The sequence below is a fragment of the Halorubellus sp. JP-L1 genome (assembly GCF_011440375.1).
In the GTDB taxonomy this organism is placed as follows: Archaea; Halobacteriota; Halobacteria; order Halobacteriales; family Natrialbaceae; genus Halorubellus.
This window is the reverse complement of sequence record NZ_JAAOIR010000004.1, coordinates 213,439-231,767: the sequence shown is the minus strand read 5'-3', so window position 1 is coordinate 231,767 and position 18,329 is coordinate 213,439. Positions and strand designations below refer to the sequence as shown.

The 18,329-nt window shown below is 71.1% G+C and carries 15 protein-coding genes; 10 read left to right on the top strand and 5 right to left on the bottom strand.

Features of this window, described 5'->3' with window-relative positions:
• Positions 1-37: 37 nt before the first annotated feature.
• From G9C85_RS16490 to G9C85_RS16475, 4 genes are read right to left on the bottom strand one after another with little or no spacing between them, the layout of a single operon-like run.
• Complete coding sequence (locus G9C85_RS16490) at positions 38-1,597, bottom strand: hypothetical protein (protein WP_166042013.1); 1,560 nt, start codon at positions 1,595-1,597, stop codon at positions 38-40.
• Positions 1,598-2,968 (bottom strand): DUF58 domain-containing protein, encoded by a 1,371-nt coding sequence (locus tag G9C85_RS19310; protein WP_166042012.1) that lies wholly within the window; start codon positions 2,966-2,968, stop codon positions 1,598-1,600.
• Positions 2,965-3,714, bottom strand: coding sequence for a hypothetical protein (locus G9C85_RS16480; RefSeq protein ID WP_166042010.1), 750 nt, complete (start codon positions 3,712-3,714; stop codon positions 2,965-2,967). The genes G9C85_RS19310 and G9C85_RS16480 overlap by 4 nt, the downstream gene beginning before the upstream one ends.
• Positions 3,711-7,277, bottom strand: coding sequence for a transglutaminase domain-containing protein (locus tag G9C85_RS16475; RefSeq protein ID WP_166042008.1), 3,567 nt, complete (start codon positions 7,275-7,277; stop codon positions 3,711-3,713). The genes G9C85_RS16480 and G9C85_RS16475 overlap by 4 nt, the downstream gene beginning before the upstream one ends.
• Positions 7,278-7,576: 299 nt before the next feature.
• Here G9C85_RS16475 and G9C85_RS16470 point away from each other — a divergent pair, with 299 nt between their 5' ends.
• The 6 genes from G9C85_RS16470 (at position 7,577) to G9C85_RS16445 (ending at position 13,135) form a co-directional block, all read left to right on the top strand.
• Positions 7,577-7,870: a PadR family transcriptional regulator gene (locus G9C85_RS16470; protein ID WP_166042006.1), complete on the top strand. Its 294-nt coding sequence runs from the start codon at positions 7,577-7,579 to the stop codon at positions 7,868-7,870.
• A 234-nt stretch (positions 7,871-8,104) separates the two neighbouring features.
• Complete coding sequence (locus G9C85_RS16465; protein WP_369680836.1) at positions 8,105-8,752, top strand: class I SAM-dependent methyltransferase; 648 nt, start codon at positions 8,105-8,107, stop codon at positions 8,750-8,752.
• A 219-nt stretch (positions 8,753-8,971) separates the two neighbouring features.
• On the top strand, positions 8,972-9,457 hold the full coding sequence (locus tag G9C85_RS16460; protein ID WP_166042003.1) for an AAA family ATPase: 486 nt from the start codon (positions 8,972-8,974) through the stop codon (positions 9,455-9,457).
• A 120-nt stretch (positions 9,458-9,577) separates the two neighbouring features.
• The gene (locus G9C85_RS16455) at positions 9,578-10,453 is read left to right on the top strand and encodes a DUF726 domain-containing protein (protein ID WP_166042001.1); all 876 of its coding nucleotides are present in this window, start codon (positions 9,578-9,580) and stop codon (positions 10,451-10,453) included.
• A gap of 82 nt (positions 10,454-10,535) precedes the next feature.
• The gene (locus G9C85_RS16450) at positions 10,536-11,339 is read left to right on the top strand and encodes an ABC transporter ATP-binding protein (protein WP_166041999.1); all 804 of its coding nucleotides are present in this window, start codon (positions 10,536-10,538) and stop codon (positions 11,337-11,339) included.
• On the top strand, positions 11,336-13,135 hold the full coding sequence (locus G9C85_RS16445; RefSeq protein WP_166041998.1) for a hypothetical protein: 1,800 nt from the start codon (positions 11,336-11,338) through the stop codon (positions 13,133-13,135). Before G9C85_RS16450 ends, G9C85_RS16445 begins: the two co-directional genes overlap by 4 nt.
• Positions 13,136-13,252: 117 nt before the next feature.
• On the opposite strand, the gene G9C85_RS16440 is transcribed toward G9C85_RS16445, so the two are convergent.
• Entirely contained in the window at positions 13,253-14,452 is a 1,200-nt protein-coding gene (locus G9C85_RS16440) for a hypothetical protein (RefSeq protein ID WP_166041996.1), read from the bottom strand.
• A gap of 187 nt (positions 14,453-14,639) precedes the next feature.
• Here G9C85_RS16440 and G9C85_RS16435 point away from each other — a divergent pair, with 187 nt between their 5' ends.
• The 4 genes from G9C85_RS16435 (at position 14,640) to G9C85_RS16420 (ending at position 18,288) form a co-directional block, all read left to right on the top strand.
• Entirely contained in the window at positions 14,640-15,479 is an 840-nt protein-coding gene (locus G9C85_RS16435) for a cytochrome bc complex cytochrome b subunit (protein ID WP_166041994.1), read from the top strand.
• Positions 15,480-15,584: 105 nt separating this feature from the next.
• A complete protein-coding gene (locus G9C85_RS16430; RefSeq protein WP_166041992.1) occupies positions 15,585-16,457 on the top strand; it encodes a universal stress protein in 873 nt (290 codons plus the stop codon).
• An 85-nt stretch (positions 16,458-16,542) separates the two neighbouring features.
• The gene (locus tag G9C85_RS16425) at positions 16,543-17,514 is read left to right on the top strand and encodes an AAA family ATPase (protein WP_369680835.1); all 972 of its coding nucleotides are present in this window, start codon (positions 16,543-16,545) and stop codon (positions 17,512-17,514) included.
• 132 nt (positions 17,515-17,646) lie between these two features.
• Positions 17,647-18,288, top strand: a complete 642-nt coding sequence (locus G9C85_RS16420; protein WP_166041990.1) for a phosphoribosyltransferase — start codon at positions 17,647-17,649, stop codon at positions 18,286-18,288.
• Positions 18,289-18,329 lie beyond the last annotated feature (41 nt).

The following is an 18,329-nucleotide window of genomic DNA, read 5'->3' as shown; positions in this document are numbered from 1 at the left end:
TCGCCGGACGCCGTCCCTCCCGGTGTCGCCGTGACTCTCACCCGCGGAGCGTGCTCATGAGGGCGACGGCCGCGACGACGAGGAGGACGAGCCCCAGCAATCCCGGGCCGTCGATGCCGCCACCGGCGGCGAGCGTGTCAGACGCCCACAGCGCACCGAGGCCGACGCCGACGAGCGCGACGCCGACCGTGGCGCTCCCCGCGGCGTGCAGGACCTCGACGACGCGCGACGTCGTGCCGTCGAGTTCCGCGGTCACGTCGACGCCGTAGTTCCCGACGTCCCAGACGACCATCGACGCGACCACCGCGGCGAACGTCGCGAGCGCGTGCTCGCCCGTCCAGAAGCCGGCGGCGACGGCGACGAGCAGCACGCCCCCGGCGGCGACGCTCGGCGCGGCCGTCCGGTTCGGGACGAACCCCATCGCCGCCGCGGTCGTCAGCGCGGACAGGGCGACCGTGACGGCGAGGACGAGCGACGCGAGGACGGCGAGCGCGAGCGGCGCCGCACCGAGCGCGTCCACGCCGGCGTCGACGACGTTCGACACCGGCCCGATCCGCAACCGCGACAGGACGAACTCGGGCCTGACGGCGCCGCCCGCGAGGAGCAGGAGACCACCGGGGACGGTGGTCGCGAGCACGCGGACGACCCGGCGGCCGTCGAGCTGCGCGACCCGGCGGACCGCGACCGTCGCGACCGTCGCACTCGCGGCGACGACCGCGACCATGAGCAGCAGCGCTCGCAGCCAGCCCGCGTCCACGGCGATGCCGAGCATCGTCTCGACGCCCGCGTCGCGGAGGGCGTCGTGGAGTGCCATCGTCGGCACCGCGGTCAGGAGGACGCCGAGGCCGACGCCGGCGACTCCGGCGCGGAACAGCCAGCGTCGCGCCACGTCGACCTGCTTCGAGACCGCGGTTCGCCGGGTCTTCGCCACGAGGTTCGCCACTGGGAGCGTCCGGAGCGCGAACGCGAGCGCGAGCGCCGCCAGCGCGGCGAGGACGACGAACCCGCCGACGTTCGCGTTCGGGCCCTGCGGGAACACGAGCGCGTCGACGCCCTCCCTGGCAGCCGACGCGGCCGCGTCGACCACCTCCCCGCTCTCCCTGACGGCACCCAGGACCGCCCACGCGACGACGAGGCCGGGGAGCACCGTCGACGCGCCAGCGTGCATCACCGTCCGCCGCCACTGTCCGTCCCCGAGCGACCCCGGCACCGTCGCCACCGCACCCAGTCCGGCGACGAGCGCGCCGACCGCGAAGATCGCCGGCCCGAGCTCCAGGGGGATCGTCGGATCGGTCAGCGGCCGCGACAGCGCGACCGCCGTCGCGAGCACGCCGACCGCGACCGCGACGCTCCCCGCGGCCGTCGCCAGCGGTCCCTCGCGGTTGCAGAGCGTCGCCGCGACCGCGAGTACGCCACCCGCGACCAGGCCGAGCGCCGCCACCTCCAGCACGCCGAGCACGACCCCGACGGCGAGCACGGTCAGCGCGGTCGCGCCGACGACCACGCTCCCGCTGACCGGCGTCGTCGCCACTGCCTCCGTGACCAGGGTTCGGTCGCGACCTCTCGCCGACGGACGGTCTCCGACTCCGTCCGCCATCTAGCGCACCTCCCTGAACGCCGGTGCGAGCGCGAGCGGCAGCGGGTCGTCGAGCGCCCAGTCCACCACCGTCGCCTCCAGTCCCCTGAGCGAACGGACGCGCTCCGAGCGCTCCACGCGGGCGAGTCGTCCACCGAGGGACTCCCCGTCTGTCACGTCCGGCGAAACGACCGTCACCGCGTGTCCGTGACCCTCCAGCGTCTCCGTGACCGTCACCGGGAACTCGTCGAGTGCGGGCGTCACGAACAGGACCTGCGTGTGACGATCCAGGAACGCGCGCAGCCGCGCCGTCTCCACGGCCGCGTCAGCGAGTCCGCCGTCGGTTTTCGTCGTCGCCGCCGCCCTCGTTCCCTCGCCACCCGACGCGTTCGCGCCTCTCCCGCCGAGGTCCGCTACGCTCGGGTCGGCCTCCGCGACCGCCGAGCAGACTGCCGAGACGTGCGCCGCGAACGTCTCCCCGCCCGACGGCTCCAGGACCGACGGCGACCGCGTCCCCCGCGTCCCCGGGAGGTCCATGCCGAACACCGCGATCCCGACCTCGTGGCCCTCGTCGAGCAACGTCCCCGTGAGGAGCTCCGCAGCGTACGACGCCAGCTCCTCCGAACGCGGATAGCCGGGACCGGCCGACGCCGACACCGACTCGCGCGCGTCGACGACCACCATCACGCGAGCGGCCTCCTGCACGCGGTAGTCGATCGTCGTCAACTCGCCGGCCTTCGCGAGCCGTCGCCAGTCGATGCGGTTCATCGGGTCGCCGCGTCGATAGTTCCGCGTCGAGTGGAACTCGATCCCGGACCCGCCGGTCCGGGTCGGGATCGAGCCGACGAACTGCATCGTCTGGTCGCGCACCGGCGCGTCCTCGACGTGCACGCGACAGAACAGCCCCGACGCCCCGGCGGGTGTCACGTCCGCGCTCGACACCGCAGCCGCGCTCAGGCTCCGCGCTCGCAGCGAGACGTCGCCGAACTCGTGCGCGCCGCGTTGCGCGAGCAGATCGTACGTCACCTCGTGGGACTCCCCGGGCCGCAGCCCGACCACGGCCTCCGGGCGGCCGTTCACTGGTTCGACGCCGTCGGGGACGTCGTCGACCACGCGGAGGTCCGGGATCGCCGTCGCGCTCTCGTTCGTCACCCGCAGCGAGACGTGGACGTGCTCGCCCGGGAACGGCGCGTCCGTCGACAGCGTCCGCTCGATGGCGACCGCGGACGAGACGTCCGGCACCGACGACAGCGCGCCGTACGCGAGGTACCCGAGCGGTAGCGCCGCGGCGACGAACAGCACGCGACTCCCCGTCCAGAGCGCGACCGCCACGAGCAACGCCGCCGGGGCGACCACCGTCCGCCACCGCGGCTCGTGCCGGGGCTCGCTCACGACCCCACCCCCGGCGACTCCACCGGCGCCTCGTTCGCCTCGTCGTCGACCGGGCGCGCGTTCTCCATCGACTCCCGTTCGACTGCCACCAGGTCCGCGTCGGCCTGTCGCTCGATCTCGTCGACGACGCGCTCGACGCGCCGACGGAACGCTCGCGCCGGGTAGAGCCACGCGTACACGCGACGCCACAGCGAGACGCCGGGGGCGTCCCGGCCGCCGAGGAAGGCCGCGGCGACGCGGTCGTCGGTCCACGTCCCCGCCTCGACCGCCTCCGAGACCGCATCCTCGGTCAGGCCGTCGCCGGTCAGCACCGCGACCACGGCCGACTCCAGGTCCTCTCGGACCCGGTCGGCCTTCCACGCGTCCGCGTTCGGGTCCGCCTCGAGCTGCGCGACCGTCCGCGCCAGCGCGTAGTCGAACCCGCGCCCGGGGCGGTCCGCGTCGACGTCGACGTCCACGCCGTCCACGACGTCCGGGGGCGACGCCGCGCCGTCATCGGCGTCGACGAGGCGCTCCACGGACTCGACGTCGACGCGCCAGAACCGGTAGAGCGCGTACAGGAACACCGTCACGGAGAGTGCGAGGACGACCACCCACGGCTCGACCACTCGCTCCAGTGTCGCGGCCGCGTCCGTCACGGCCACCGGGAGGACGTCCGGCGCGAACGACGCGAGCACGCCGAGCGCGAGCGCGAACGCACCGGCGCCACCGACGACCTCGCGGACCGTCGGCCAGCGGAGCGTCACGCGCCATCACCCCCCGCGGCCGCCGCGTCGTCCCTCGAAGCCGCCGTCGCATCGTCCTTCGAGGCGGCCGCCGCACCGCCCTCGCCCGCCGTCGACTCGAGCGACCGCGCGGCGTCGCTCGCCGCCGCCACCTCGTCGTCGCCCGGTTTGCTCGCGCCGTACACCGCCCGCTGGTACGTCGCCGTCAGCGTCTCCACCGGCCCGTCCGGGAGCCCCATCTGCACGGCCATCCGGCCGATCTCCGCGGGCGTGCGCTTCGACACTCGCGACGGAGAGACGATCGAGACGAGCACGCGCCACGCCTCCGTCAGCGACAGCAGCGCCGACTCCTCCTCTGGACCCCCCCTCGCCGCCGTCGAACCCGGAGCCGCGTCTCCCCCATCCTCGTCCTCGACGGCGTCGTCCGCGAAGAGCCCACGGACCCACGCCGGGAGGCCGGCGAGCCACGCGACGAGTCCCGTCGCGACCGCGTACAGCCACGCCCGGAGTCGCGCGGCGAGGGCGCGCGCCGTCCGCACCGGCGTCCCGATCAGTTCTTCGAGGAACTCCCGGAGCAGTCCCGGGACCGTCGGGAGCCACGACACGAAGTCGTCGACGCGCCCGGCGAGCACGAACAGCGCGTTCATCGCCGCGTGCCCGACGCGACGCAGCAGCCGTCGCGCGCCCCGTGCGACTCGACCCAGTCGACCCCCACTGAACACCGACCCGAGGCCGACCACGACCACCGCCGCCCCGACGAGGACCACCGCCAGGAGGTTCGCGAACAACCAGTCCAGTCGCGTCGACGCCGTCGCACCGAGCGTCGACGCCTCGACCGTCACCGCGTTCCGCATCGGCACCCCGACCTCGACCGTCCCGTTCGCGTCCGTCCAGTTCCGGGATTCGCCCACCGCGACGCTCGCGCCCGCGACCGGCCGGCCGGCGTCGGAGACGTTCACCGTCGCCGGCGCCCCCGGGAGCGCGACGAGGTACGCTGGCGTCACCGTCACGTTCGGCTCGTAGAGGTCGACCTCGCGCGTCGCCGACAGCGCGCCGAGCGTCGCCGAGACGTTCAGCGTCCCCGTCGCGTCCCCCGGGATCGACGCCTTCGCGAGCCCCGACCGGTCCGTCTCGCCCGCTCGCTCGCCCGCGACGCGCACGGTCGCGCCCTCGACGGACTCGTTCGCCGCCGTCACGAGCACCTCGACCGACGCCCCCGGCGACGGCGGGTCGTCGAACTCGATCGTCGCGTCCGTCACCAGCGACTTCGTCGTTGACCCCGAGACGACGCCCCGCTCGACGGCTACGGTCACGTCGTCGCTCGCGTCCGTCGGCACCGTCACGGTCGCCATCCCCGCTTCGTCCGTGCGCGTCACCCGGTCGCCGTTCACGGACACGACCGCGTCCGAAAGCGCGTCGTCGTCGAACGTCGCCGTCACCCGCAGGTCCGCGCCCGGGACCGCGCTCCCGGACGCCCGCACCGTCGCCTCCGTCAGCAGATCGACGGTCGTCTCGTCGCGCACCTCGCCACGCTTCGCGGAGACGTTCGCTCGCGTCGCGTTCGCCGGGAACGTCACGCGAACCCATCCCGTCGCGTTCGTCGTCCCCATCGACTCGCCGTCGACCGCCACTCGCGCGTCGGCCACTGGCCGGCCCTCGATACTGACCTGGAGCCACGCGGACTCGCCCGGGACCGCCTCGTCGGCGAGCGCGAACGTCATCTCCGCGGCGACCTCGAAGCGCTTCGTCGTCTCGTTCGTCTCGTTGTCCGGCGGGCCGAACGCCGTACTCGGGACCGGATCGGCGGCGAAGCGGACGTCCGACAGCGCCTGCCCGCCCGCGCGAGCACTCGATTTACGTCCCGGCGGGGCCGACACCGCGACCGACGCACGCGTCGATTCGTTCACGTCCTCGACGCGGACCGTCAGGTTCCGCGTGTACGGTATCGTCCCCACCACCTCCCCGTCGTGGTTCGTCCGCCCGACGTACTCGTCGTCGAAGTACACCGTCGCGAACGACACGGGCTCACCGCCTCGCGTCACCGTCACCGTCACGTCCACGCCCGGTGCGGCCGTCCGATTCAGCGAGACGTTCACCGACGACGCCTCCGGCGACTCCGCCGGGTCGTCCCCGGACCCACCGTCGTCGTCCTCGTCGCTATCGTCCCCACTCTCGTCCCCGCCGTCGTCGTCCTCGCCGCTATCGTCCCCACCGTCACCGTCTCCACCGCTACCGTCACCATCCTCACTGCCACCGCTTTCGTCTCCACCGCCGCCGTCACCGTCGCCGCCGGTCTCGGTGGCGTTCTCTCCGGTTGCCCCGGTCGCGTCCTCACCCGGGACGCTCCCCGTCGGCTCGAAGTCGCTCCCGTTCACCGACTCGCTGAGGTTCGACGACTGGAACGACTGCTGGACCTGCGTCTCGTTCGCGACCCGGCGGTCGGCGTCCTCGCGGCTCGACGCCGGCGTCGGGTCGAACCGCACCCAGCCAACGCCCTCGAAGTACGCCTCCACCCACGCGTGCGCCTTCGACCCCGTCACCGCGTACGTTTCCTCACCGACGGGCGTCCCCGGCGCGTACCCGACGACGTACCGCGCCGGAATCCCCTGCGAGCGCAACATCACGGCCATGCTCGACGCGAAGTACTGGCAGTACCCCGCGCCCATCTCGAACAGGAACTGGTGCGTCACCGGCTCGGAGGGATCCGTCGTCGCGTTCAGCGAGTACTCCTTGTTCGCCTCCAGCCAAGACTCGATGGCGCGCGCCTCCGCGTAGGGATTCGCCTCGTCCGCCGTGACCCGGGTCGCGAGCGACTCCACGCGGGAGGAGACGTTCTCGTCCACGTCGAGGTACGCGTCCTCGATCCGTCGCGGATAGTCGTACCCGCTCTCCGCGAGGACCGACGGGTCCCGCGTCGGCTGCACCGCCGTCACCGTGAACGAGTCGTTCGACCGCAGCGACTCGTGCGGGACGATCCCGCCGGTCTCGCGGACCGACAGCGGCACTGAGCCGTCGACCGCTCTGGGCTTCCATGGGACCGGGACTGCGTACGCTGACGTGTTCAGCGTCACTCGCGCCGTCAGCTTCGATCCGGGCGGCGTCGCCCCCGGAACGGCGCCCGAGAACGCCGTCCGGTCGCCCGACCGCGACCACCCGAAGCCGTCGAAGGATTGGTACGCGCCCACGCGATAGTACGTATTTTCCGGCGCCTGCACGACGAACTGGATGCCGTCGGATTGCTCGCTGAAGTTCGAGAGCGGTTCGGACCCACCGACGGCGTTCTGGTTCGGCGACCCGACGGCGCTCGGGGACGACTCCGACGCACTTTTCGCTCGCTCGCTCGCGTCCTGGCTCGCGTTCCGCGGCACGCTTTCGCCCGATCCGTTCTGGAGCGCTCGTGCCACGTCCTCGCCCGCGACGTCGGACGCGTTCACCGCGGGGCCGTCCTCGAACGGCGACCCGAGCGAGGGCGCGATGGCGCCAGCGAGCACCAGCGACAGCACGCAGACGCCGACCACGACGACCTGCCCCACGCGTCGCCCACCGCCCCCGCCGGCGTCGCCTGGCTCGGTGTTCGTGGTCATGGTGATACCCCGCGAGTGCGGGTCAGTAGATGCAGGCTCATATCTCGGGGTTCGACATTAGACCTTGGGTGACAGTAGATTGAACTCTGTTCGCGTCGGGACGTCCCGCGACACCTCCCGCCGCATCTGACGACGAGGCAACACGAATCGCGCACCGAACGCGAGTCGAACTCCCTTCGACTCAACCGTTGCCAGGGTTTTGATACAACGACGCCATCCGGTGGAGATTGCTGATTACCGTTCCGAACGGCGGCGATAGGTCAAAACACTCAAACCAACACGGGTCCAGAATGTACCACATGCACGACCTGACCGGCTTCCAGCGGGACCTGCTGTACACGATAGCGGGCCTCGACGACCCGCACGGCCTCGCAATCAAGGAAGAACTCGAGAAGTACTACGAATCCGAGATTCACCACGGCCGCCTCTACCCGAACCTCGACACCCTCGTCGACAAGGGCCTCGTCGAGAAGGGCGAACTCGACCGCCGCACGAACTACTACACGCTCACCCGACGCGGCCGCCGCGAACTCGAGGACCGCCGCGACTGGGAGAACCAGTACGTCGAACAGTTCGAGTCCGCCTCCATCTGACCGCACTCCAACGCGCACCGGACGACGGCAGGTCCCCACGCATCGCCGTTTCTCCACGTTGCTGACTCTCCTCCATACGCTCTTTCTCACTGGCGAGACGAGTCCGCGACGGTCGGCGACGGATCGCGACTGGCCCGTGTCGGACTGCGACTGGCCCGTGTCGGACCGCAACCGGTCCGTCCATCGGTTCGTCGAACGCCGACACTCAAGGTGCGCGCGCTCGAAACGGGTCCCGTGGCAGCACACGACCACCCGCTGTTCGCCGCGGTCTACGACCCCGCGACCGCACTCGCCGAGGCCACCGTCTTCGCCCCGCATCGGCGCTACCTCACGAACGACCTCGAGGGCCGCGTCCTCGACCTCGGTGCGGGAACGGGCGCGACCGTTCCGTACTTCGTCGCGGCGAGGGACGCCGCCCGCCGTCGGGGCGGCGACCTCGACGTCCACCTTCTCGACCCGGACTCCCACATGCGAGCGCGCGCCCGAGATGCGGCCCGCGATGCTGGCCTCGATGCGACCGTCGTCGGCGGCCGTGGCGAATCGCTCCCCTATCCCGACGACCACTTCGACGCCGTGGTCTCCGCGCTCGTCGGGTGCACCATCCCGGATCTCGACGCCGCGCTCGACGAGGTCGCTCGCGTCCTCCGCCCCGGCGGACAGTTCCGGTTCCTCGAGCACGTCGCGGCCGACGGCGCGCTCGGTCGCGTCCAGTCGCTCGTCGACCCCGCGTGGACGCGTCTCGCCGCCGGCTGTCACCTCGACCGCGACCTCGAAGCGACCTACCGCGGCCACGACGGCCTCGACGTCCGCACGGTCGAACGCCATCGCGGCGTCCCGCCCGCCGCGCCGCTCGTTCGCGGCGTCGCCATCGCCCGTGCGTAGCCGGAACCCGGCCGTCCTCGCCTCGGACGACGCACTCCCACGCTCGGTCGTCCACGAACGTGCACACCGTTCGCCTGCACTCGCCGCGATTCTACAGCTTTATGGTGACCAAGCGGGGACGATACGCCATCAGATGACCTCGGAACGGGCGCCTCACGCGCACCGACGCGCCGCCCCGCGGACCGTGCGGCGACAACACGCGGCCACCACATTCGACGGATGCTCGTCGTAGTCTGTGGCCTCCCCGGCGCCGGCAAGACGACCGTCGCCGGCGACGTCGTCGATCGCCTCGATGCCGTCCGCATCCGCACCGACGTCGTCCGCAAGGAACTCTTCGACGAGCCAGAGTACACGGATGCCGAGACCGACGCCGTCTACCGGGCCGTGCGCGACCGCGCGGACGCCGCCCTCGCCGCTGACGACCACGTCGTCCTCGACGGCACGTACCGCGAGCGCGAGTTCCGCGAACCAGCCTACGACCTCGCTCGCGAGCACGGCGTCGACTGCGTCGTCCTCAAGGTCGAGGCCGCCGACGACGTCGTCCGCGAGCGCATTCGCGAACGGGAGGACGATGCCAGCGACGCCGACGTCTCCATCTACGAGCACTACCGCGACCGGTTCGACCCCCTCGAGGTCGACCACGTCGTCGTCGACAACTCCGGGAGCATCGCGGAGACGAAGGCCCAGGTCGAACGAGCGCTGTAGCCGCTTCGGGGTCGCGTGCCCTCTCTCGGGGCCTGCTCGCGTCTTGGCCCGATTAAACATAATTGTCGTTCATAAAGGTTCCGAATGACTTATCTGTCGGCGATTACCGTCTGCTATGGTATGCGTCGACGTACCTTCCTCACGGGCGCAGCAGCGACGACCACGGCCGTCGCGGGCACGGGCATCGCCAGTGCCGGCGGCGACGGCAACGACGAACTGGACGCCCCAACGGACTACCCCGGCGTCTCCACCCGCGACCACTTCGAGATCAACTGGTACGGCGCCGTCGAACGCGTCGAAGGCACCTACAGCTACGACTCCCGCGGCGACTGGGAGACGTACGACGACGGCGACGAACTAATGCTGTTCGTCCACGGTTGGCGGACCGAGGACGACGACGACGGCGACATCGACGGCGCGTACACCGCCGAGGAGGCGCTCGTCGAGCAAGGGTACGACCCGACCGGTGCCGTCTACACGTGGGACGCGGACAAGGGCGGAGGCGTCGACGACGGCTGGTACGAGGCCCAGGAGATCGCCGCCGAAAACGGCCCGAAGCTCGCGAACTTCCTCCTCGACTGGCAGGCAGAGGACGGCCGCCCCGTCCGCGTCGTCGCGCACTCCCTCGGCGCACAGGTCGTCTGCGAGGCCGCCAAGAACCTGAGCGCGTGGGGGCACAGTGACGTCGTCGAGAGCCTCGTGCTCGTCGGCGGCGCAGCCGACAACGAGGCCCTCGCCGTCGACGGCGAGTATGGCCCCGGTCTCGCCGACGCCGCCGAGACCGTCCTCAATTGCTACAAGACCGACGACAGCGTCCTCGAGTGGGCGTACTCGCTCGGCGAACTCAACGCCGCCGTCGGCGAGACCGGCGTCGACGGCACCCCGCCCGCGAACATGACCGAGGTCGACGTCACCGACGTCGTCCCCGACCACTACTCCTATCCCGAACTGAAGGCCGACGGCGGCTGCATGGACGTCGTCGTCGAGCACTGGTAGCCCCGGTGACGCTTCGTCGGGCGCGACTCGACGTGCAATCCACCCGTCATTCTTTAAGGACCCGTCTCGCGTAGATATCGGTATGTCCACAGGTCCCCAGGATTCCCGCGACCGCCCGCTCGCCATCGAGACGCGATCGCTGGCGAAGACGTACGGCGACGTCGACGCCGTCACCGACCTCGACCTCGCCATCCCCAGCGGCGTCGTCTACGGGTTCCTCGGCCCGAACGGCTCCGGGAAGACTACGACGATGCGGATGCTCACCACGCTCACCCGTCCCTCCTCGGGCGAAGCGTTCGTCGCGGGTGACTCGGTCGCCGACCGCGAGGCCGTCATCGAGCACGTCGGCTACCTCCCCGAGAGCCCGCCCGTCTTCGAGGAACTTACCGCTCGCGAGAACCTCCGGTACGTCGCCGCCCTCCACGACATCCCGCGACGCGACGCCGACGAGAAGATCGAGTCGTACCTCGACCGGTTCGGGCTCGCCGACGCCGCCGACCGCCGCGTCGAGGGCTACTCGAAGGGCATGCGGCAGAAACTCGGCCTCGTTCAGGCGATCGTTCACGACCCCGACGTCATCTTCCTCGACGAACCCACGAGCGGGCTCGACCCCCGAGCGGCACGCACCGTCAAGGACCTCGTTGCGGAACTCGCCGACCGCGACGTCACCATCTTCCTCTCGACGCACATCCTGAGCGTCGTCGACGAACTCGCGGACCGCGTCGGCGTCCTCCACGACGGCGGACTCGTCGCCGAAGGGTCGCCAGACGAACTGAAGGCGCGCGCCGAACGCACCGAATCCAGCACGCTCGAGGACGCGTTCCTCCAGCTCACCGCGGACCACGACGAGGAACTGACCGACGCCGAGGACGAGGTGATGGCGTGACGCGTGCGGACGGGGGCGACGACCCCGGCGACGCGTCACCGGCGGTGGCGACCGCGACCGACGGCGGCACCGCTCCCGCCAGCGTGGGCTCGACGGGCGGTCGCGGCGGGGAACGCGGCGTCGTCCGCCGGACGCTCCGGCACGGCCTCACCATTGGGCGCGTGGACCTCCGACGGGTGCTCCGCACGTCCGTCGACCGCAAGTCCCAGGTCCTCGCGTACTGCTTCGTCGTCGTCGCGTTCGGCGGCGGTGCCGGCTACGGCGCGTACCTGTTCGGGCGCGAGCTCGGCTTCGGCGCGGAGCTCCCCATAGACTTCTCGATGCTCGCGATCGCACGCGGCGGGATCGCGCTCCTCTGGCTATTCCTCGCCGGCATCGTCGCCATGCGTACCGTCGGCACGCGCGGGTCGCTCGACAACGACGTCGGCCTCCTCTCCGTCGTCCCGACGCGCGACGCCGTCCTCGGCATGTTGCTCTCCGAGTTCGTGCTCGCGCTCTCGTACACCCTCCCGCTCCTCGTCGCCGTCGCCACCGGCTACAGCGTCGGGTCCGGAACGGTCGCGCTCCTCGCGACCGCGCCGCTCGTCGCCGTCGCCGCGACTGCGTCCGCGGTCGCCGTCGCGTACCCGCTCGGAATCGCCGTACGGCACGTCGTCACGCGCATCGAGTTCGTCGCCCGCCACAAGGGCGCGCTCGTCGTCCTCGCGTTCGCCGCGTACATGGCGCTCGTCCTCTCGGACGTACTCGGGAACGTCGTCCTCACCATCTTCGAGCCGATGCAGGCGAGTCCACCGGCGTGGTTCGCGGACGTCCTCCTCCTCGGCACGCCCGCCGACTCGAGCCTCGTCGAGGCCGCCACCGTCCTCGCGCTCGTCCCCCTCCTCGGGGCCGCGAGCGTCGTCGTCTCGACGCACGTCGCGGACCGCCACTGGTTCGCCGACCCCGTCCTCGCCGGCACCGAGGACGACGACGCCGACGTCGACCCCGCCACCGACCGCCACGACGACGGCCTCCTGCTCCGCGTCGAGGACGCCCTCGGAAGCGTCGTCGGCCGCCCGACCGCCGCGATCACAGCGCTCGCGTGGAAGCGCGCCGCACGCGCCCCGCTCAAACTCCTCTACGTCGCGTACCCGCTCCTGTTCGTCGTCGGGTTCCTCGCCGAGATCGTCCAGACCGGCGAGGTCCCCGCGTTCGCCCCCGTCGGCGCGCTCGTGTTCGTCGCCTGGGCGGGCGCGGTCGTCTTCACGCTCAACCCGCTCGGCGACCAGGGCTCGGCGCTCCCCGCGACCGTCCTCTCGCACGTCAGCGGCCGCCAGTTCGTCGCCGCGCACGTCGTCGCCGGCGTCCTCGTCACCGTCCCGCTCGGGACCGGGCTCGTCGCCGCACTCGCCGTCCTCTCCCCGCTCGCGGCCGAGCGCGTCGTCGCCGTCGTCGCCGCCACGCCCATCGCCGTCCTCGTCGGCAGCCTGTTCGCGGTCGGCATCGGCATGGCGTTCCCCCGCTACGAGGCCGTGAACGTCACGCGCTCCACGAAGGCAGTCGTCCCGAGCCTCGTCGGGTTCCTCGCGTACTCGCTGTACCTCCTGCTCGTCGCCGCCACTGCCGCCATCCTCTACGAGCCCGCCGTCGAGGCGGTCGTCGCCGGCATCCTTTCCTGGCTGCTCCCCTTCGGGTACGGCGTCTCCGCCAACACCCTCGGCCTTCTCGCCACCGGCGCACTCCCCGTCCTCGCACTCGCGCCCTTCGCCTCGGTCCGGTACGCGATTCGTCGATTCGATACCGTCACCGTGGACTGAACCGACTGCTCACTGTGTCGCGATTCGAAACCGTCACCGTGGACTGAATCGACTGCTCACTGTGTCGCGATTCGAAACCGTCACCGTGGACTGAATCGACTGCGCGCGGGGATGGGGCTACCGCGTCGCGAATGCACCCGCGAGCACGTAGGCGTATACGAGGCTGCCCGCGAGGCCGAGGCCGGCGCCGGCGGTCGCGAGCGCTGGCGTCGATTCGATCGCCCCGATCGCCTGCAGGGCGACGCCGACGGCGAGCGCGCCGATGGCGACGCGCGCGGTCCGGTTCGAGCAGTACGGCCAGCGGCCGACGGTCGGCGGGTAGAACTGGAGGGTGACGCCGACGACGGTCAGGCCGAGGAACCCCAGGAGCGCGAGCCGCTGGTGCGCGCGGACGAGGCCGCCGGTGACGTCGACGAACGCGAAGTGCGCGCCGATGGCGACGACCGCCACGCCCGCGAGCGCGCCAACGAGGACGCCGTCGAACGCGACGCGGGATCGCTCCGAGCGCCAGTACATCGCCGCGAACGCGACCGCGTACGTCCCGACGGCCGTGGTTTGCAGGACTGCCCCGACCGGGAGGAGGTCGTCCGCCGGAACGCCGGCGGCGAGCACGACCGGGGCGAGCGCGCCCGTCCCGAGCGCGAGCGCGAGCGCTCGCCGCGGCGGGTCGACGACGAGGAATCGCGGGAACAACCTGGCGCCGAGTGCGAACACGAGGAGCGTCGCCGTCCCCGCCGCGAGCAGGTGCGTCGCCCGCGGTGGATACCGGTCGAAGACCGGCAGGACGTCGACCGCGACCGCGGGCGCGACGCCAGCGACGACGAGGGTCGCGTACGTCCCGGCGAGGAGGTAGACGCCGACGACGGGGACGAACGCGTTCGCGACGCGGTCCAGCCCTGCGAGGTGGGACTTCCCCTCGCCCGTCGCCGTCTCCGCGCCCGTCGGATTCCCGCGGACCGTCCACGCCAGCGCGCCGACGAACGCGAGGACGCCCAGCGCCCACGCCACCGCACCGGCGCGCTCGACTATCGACGGAACGCCGGGAAGCGACTCGAGCGCGAGTCCCAGGACGCCCCCCGCGGTCAGGGGTAACTGGACGACCATCGCCCGCGGCACCGCGAGCTCGCGGTCGAAGTACGTCGGGACCAGCGAGTACGCCTTCCCAAACACGACGTGCAGGACGAACCCGTACAGGACCAGGACGACGACCGTCCGGTCCGGGAACTCGAAGAGCGCCGCGGCGTGCGCCGCGACCAGCGCGGCGACCGCTATCGCGACGTACCGCCTCGCCCACCGAGACTCCAGCGCGACTGCCATCGATAGGGATTCTCGCAGCACCCACAAAGGACTGGTGCCGGACGCGTTCGCCCTGGCCCCCGCTCGCGAACCACCCCCCAGACGTTAGCGGAGATACATAAAATATTGCCTCGATTGGGTCGGTCTCGGGAATCGCGCCACATACCTTTTGAAATCCCGCGAGCAGTCCAGACCGGTTGGTCCCCACATGACAGCAGATGCAGACAGTACCGAGAGCGCAGCTAGCTCCGAAAGTGCCGAACACGCCGCCGACGGAACGGGCACAGACAGTATCGACGGTGGCGATCTCCGGGCTGACGGTACCGGCGTCGTCGCGCCCGACGACGAGACGCCGACGTGGCGAGAGCGCAAGACTCGGACGCAGGGCCTCTCTCGGTTGACGTACGAGTACTTCGAGCGCTCGAGGCGCGAGGATCAGGACCTCCGTCAGGAGTCCGACTACGTCGAACGGGACGTGCTCGCGTTCCCGGCGTGGCCCCACGAGATGATCCGAAACCTCTCGCTGGCCGCGTTCTTCGCCGGGACGATCCTCTTCCTCGCTGCGACGCTCCCGCCGCACATCGGGCCGCCGGCGAACGGGAACGACACGCCCGCGGTCATACTCCCGGACTGGTACCTCTACTGGTCGTTTGGCCTGCTGAAGCTCGGGCCGCTGAACCCCGAGCTGTCGCTGCTGGGCGGGTCGAAACTGTTGGCCGATCGAACGTACGGCGTCGTCGCGAACATCGTCGTCGTCGGCATCATCGCGATCGTCCCATTCCTGAACAAGGGGAGTGCGCGACGGCCCGTCGAGCAGCCGTTCTGGGCCGCAGTCGGGATGGCCGGCGTGACGTTCGCGTTCACGATGAGCGTATACTCCATCAAGAACCTCATCAGTGGCCTGCTCGATCCGAGTTTCCTCTTCGACGTGACGTTCCTCCTCCCGCCCATCGTCGGCACCATCGCCTACGCCGTCCTCCGATCGATGCAGGAGGGATACATGTACGACCTGAACCGGCGGTACTATCGGCTCCGGCCGCCGAAGTGAGGGAGTCCACCCGTCCCCCTCACCCCGGCGGACGGCCCGGGTCGGAGACGACTGGCCACCTCGACCGGAGCAAGCCCTATTGGGTGGCCCACCGAACTGTCAGGCATGTACGACTCGATACTCCTCCCCGTCACGACGGACACGAGCGAGACCGCCGTCTGCTACCACGTTGGAGAACTGGCGACGGCGCTCGGCGCGGACGTCACCGTGCTCTCCGTCGCCGACACTCGCCGCGACAGCGTCACGCTCGTCGACGGCGCCGTCGTGGACGCGCTCGAGGCGGAAGCCCGCGAAGCCGTCGACGTCGCCGTCGACGTCCTCCAGTCGCTCGGCCTCGACCCACGGACGGACGTCGTCCAGGGGACGCCCGCGGCGACGATCGTCGACTACGCCGACCGCTACGACTACGACCTCGTCGGGATGCCGACCCACGGCCGATCGGGTCTCGAGCGGTACCTCCTCGGGAGCGTCACCGAGAAGGTCGTCCGACTGTCGCCGGTCCCCGTCCTCACGGCGCGAGCTCGCGCCGACGAGGAACTCACGTTCCCCTACGAGGACCTACTGGTGCCCGTCGACGGGAGCGAGAGCGCAGAACACGCCGCCGAGCACGCCGCTGCGCTCGCCGCCACGGTCGACGCGACCGTGCACGTCCTCTCCGTCGTCGACACGGGAGGCCTCGGTCCGGACGTGCGGTCGGTGCTCGCTTCGAACCGAACGCGCGAACACGCAGAAGCCCTCGTCGACGACGTCGCGTCGACCATCACCGACCTGGGCGTCGCGGACGTCGTCACGCACGTCACCGACGGCCGGCCCGCGACGGCGATCGCGTCCCACGTCGACGACCACGACGTGCACGCGATCGTGATGGGGACGACCGGCCGTCGCGGCGCCGACCGCGTCCTCCTCGGGAGCGTCGCCGAGAAGACCGTCCGGACCGCCCCCGTCCCCGTCCTCACGGTCCGCCAGCGCTCCGAGTGACCCGGAGCGACTTCCAGCGATATCCTCGGCCACCCCCGCGACGGCGCCAAAGCGCTTTACCCACCCTACCACCGATAGGGACACGATGCCATCGGACGACATGTCGGTCCCCGAAGCCGCCGAGTACGCCGGAGACGTCATCGACCGCATCGCCGCGGCCGTCATCACCGACCGCGCGTTCCTCGAAACCGTCCTCACGGGCGTCCTCGCACGCGGCCACGTCCTCCTCGAGGACGTCCCCGGGACCGGCAAGACCCTCACCGCGCAGGGGGCCGCGCACGCCCTCGGGCTCTCCTTCAACCGCGTCCAGTTCACGCCAGACCTCCTCCCGAGCGACATCACGGGGTCGCACGTCTACAACGAACACACCCAGGAGTTCCAGTTCAACGAAGGCCCGATCTTCGCGAACGTCGTCCTCGCGGACGAGATCAACCGCGCCCCGCCGAAGACCCAGGCCGCGCTCCTCGAGGCGATGGACGAGAAGCAGGTGAGCGTCGACGGCGAGACCCGAGAGCTCCCCGACCCGTTCTTCGTCATCGCGACGCAGAACCCCGTTGAGCAGGAGGGGACGTTCGAGCTCCCGGAAGCCCAGCGCGACCGGTTCGTCGTCAAGACCTCCATGGGGTACCCCGACCGCGCCGGCGAACTGGAACTCGTGGACCGACGCGCGAACCGCTTCTCGCAGATGCCGACGATCGAAGCCGCCGTCGACGAGGCACAGGTCCGCTCGCTCCAGGCCGTCCCAGAGCGCGTCCACGTCGACGGCGACGTCCGCGAGTACCTCGTCGACGTCGCGCGCGCAACCCGCGACGACGACCGCGCCGAGATCGGCGTCTCCCCGCGCGGCATCCAGCGGTTCTTCGAGGCCGCACGCGCCCGCGCCGTCATCGCCGGCCGCGACTACGTCACCCCGGACGACGTCAAGTTCGTCGCCGACCCCGTCATGCGCCACCGCATCGTCCTCACGCCCGAAGCCAACATCCAGGGTGCGACGAAGGAAGACGTCGTCGACGCCGCACTCGCGAGCGTCGACGTCCCGAACGTCACGGGCGCGTAGCGACCCCAGCGCGAGTCGAGACAGAGCGAGTCGAGACCAGTCGTTCTGTCGTCTTTCTATGCTTCCCGTGCTCGGCTCAAACGCGAGCTTTCGCACGAACGTTCCAAGTCGTCACATCCCATTGGACGACACATGGACGGCCCTCCATTCCGCGATCGAACCGACGCCGGCGACCGACTCGCCGCCGATCTCCTCGCCCGAGGCGTCGAGGCAGACGTCGTCCTCGCCATCCCCCGCGGCGGCCTCCCCCTCGGTCGCGCCGTCGCGGACGCGCTCGACGCGCCGCTCGACGTCGTCGTCGCGAAGAAGATCGGCGCACCGGGCAACCCCGAGTACGCCATCGGCGCGGTCGCCAGCGACGGGAGCGTCTGGCGGAACGAGCACGCACTCGGCTCCGGGACCGTGGACGAAACGTACTTCGAACGCGAACGAGACCGCGTGGCAGAACAGGCCCGCGAGAAGGCCTCACGTTACCGGGACGGCGACGTTGAACCGGACGTCGCGGGCAAGCGCGTCGTCCTCGTCGACGACGGCGTCGCAACCGGGTCGACGGTTCGCGCCTGCCTCCGGCAACTCGCGAACGGCGGCGCTACGCGCGTCGTCCTCGCCATCCCGGTTGGGCCGCCCGACACCGTCGACGCGCTCGCCGAGCACGCCGACGACGTCGTCTGCCTCGAACGCCCACGACGGTTCCAGGCCGTCGGCCAGTTCTACGACCGCTTCGCGCAAGTCACCGACGAGGAAGCACTGACGTATCTCGACGCCGGTCACTGACGATTGGATCCTTCGAGGCGACCCCTACGCATACGGCAGTC

What these genes read in the sequence shown, in the direction of transcription:
- G9C85_RS16490 (WP_166042013.1), bottom strand. Translation starts at nt 1,597, where the DNA reads ATGGCGGACGGAGTCGGAGACCGTCCGTCGGCGAGAGGTCGCGACCGA.
- G9C85_RS16475 (WP_166042008.1), bottom strand. Translation starts at nt 7,277, where the DNA reads ATGACCACGAACACCGAGCCAGGCGACGCCGGCGGGGGCGGTGGGCGA.
- G9C85_RS16470 (WP_166042006.1), top strand. Translation starts at nt 7,577, where the DNA reads ATGCACGACCTGACCGGCTTCCAGCGGGACCTGCTGTACACGATAGCG.
- G9C85_RS16460 (WP_166042003.1), top strand. Translation starts at nt 8,972, where the DNA reads ATGCTCGTCGTAGTCTGTGGCCTCCCCGGCGCCGGCAAGACGACCGTC.
- G9C85_RS16455 (WP_166042001.1), top strand. Translation starts at nt 9,578, where the DNA reads ATGCGTCGACGTACCTTCCTCACGGGCGCAGCAGCGACGACCACGGCC.
- G9C85_RS16450 (WP_166041999.1), top strand. Translation starts at nt 10,536, where the DNA reads ATGTCCACAGGTCCCCAGGATTCCCGCGACCGCCCGCTCGCCATCGAG.
- G9C85_RS16440 (WP_166041996.1), bottom strand. Translation starts at nt 14,452, where the DNA reads ATGGCAGTCGCGCTGGAGTCTCGGTGGGCGAGGCGGTACGTCGCGATA.
- G9C85_RS16435 (WP_166041994.1), top strand. Translation starts at nt 14,640, where the DNA reads ATGACAGCAGATGCAGACAGTACCGAGAGCGCAGCTAGCTCCGAAAGT.
- G9C85_RS16430 (WP_166041992.1), top strand. Translation starts at nt 15,585, where the DNA reads ATGTACGACTCGATACTCCTCCCCGTCACGACGGACACGAGCGAGACC.
- G9C85_RS16425 (WP_369680835.1), top strand. Translation starts at nt 16,543, where the DNA reads ATGCCATCGGACGACATGTCGGTCCCCGAAGCCGCCGAGTACGCCGGA.
- G9C85_RS16420 (WP_166041990.1), top strand. Translation starts at nt 17,647, where the DNA reads ATGGACGGCCCTCCATTCCGCGATCGAACCGACGCCGGCGACCGACTC.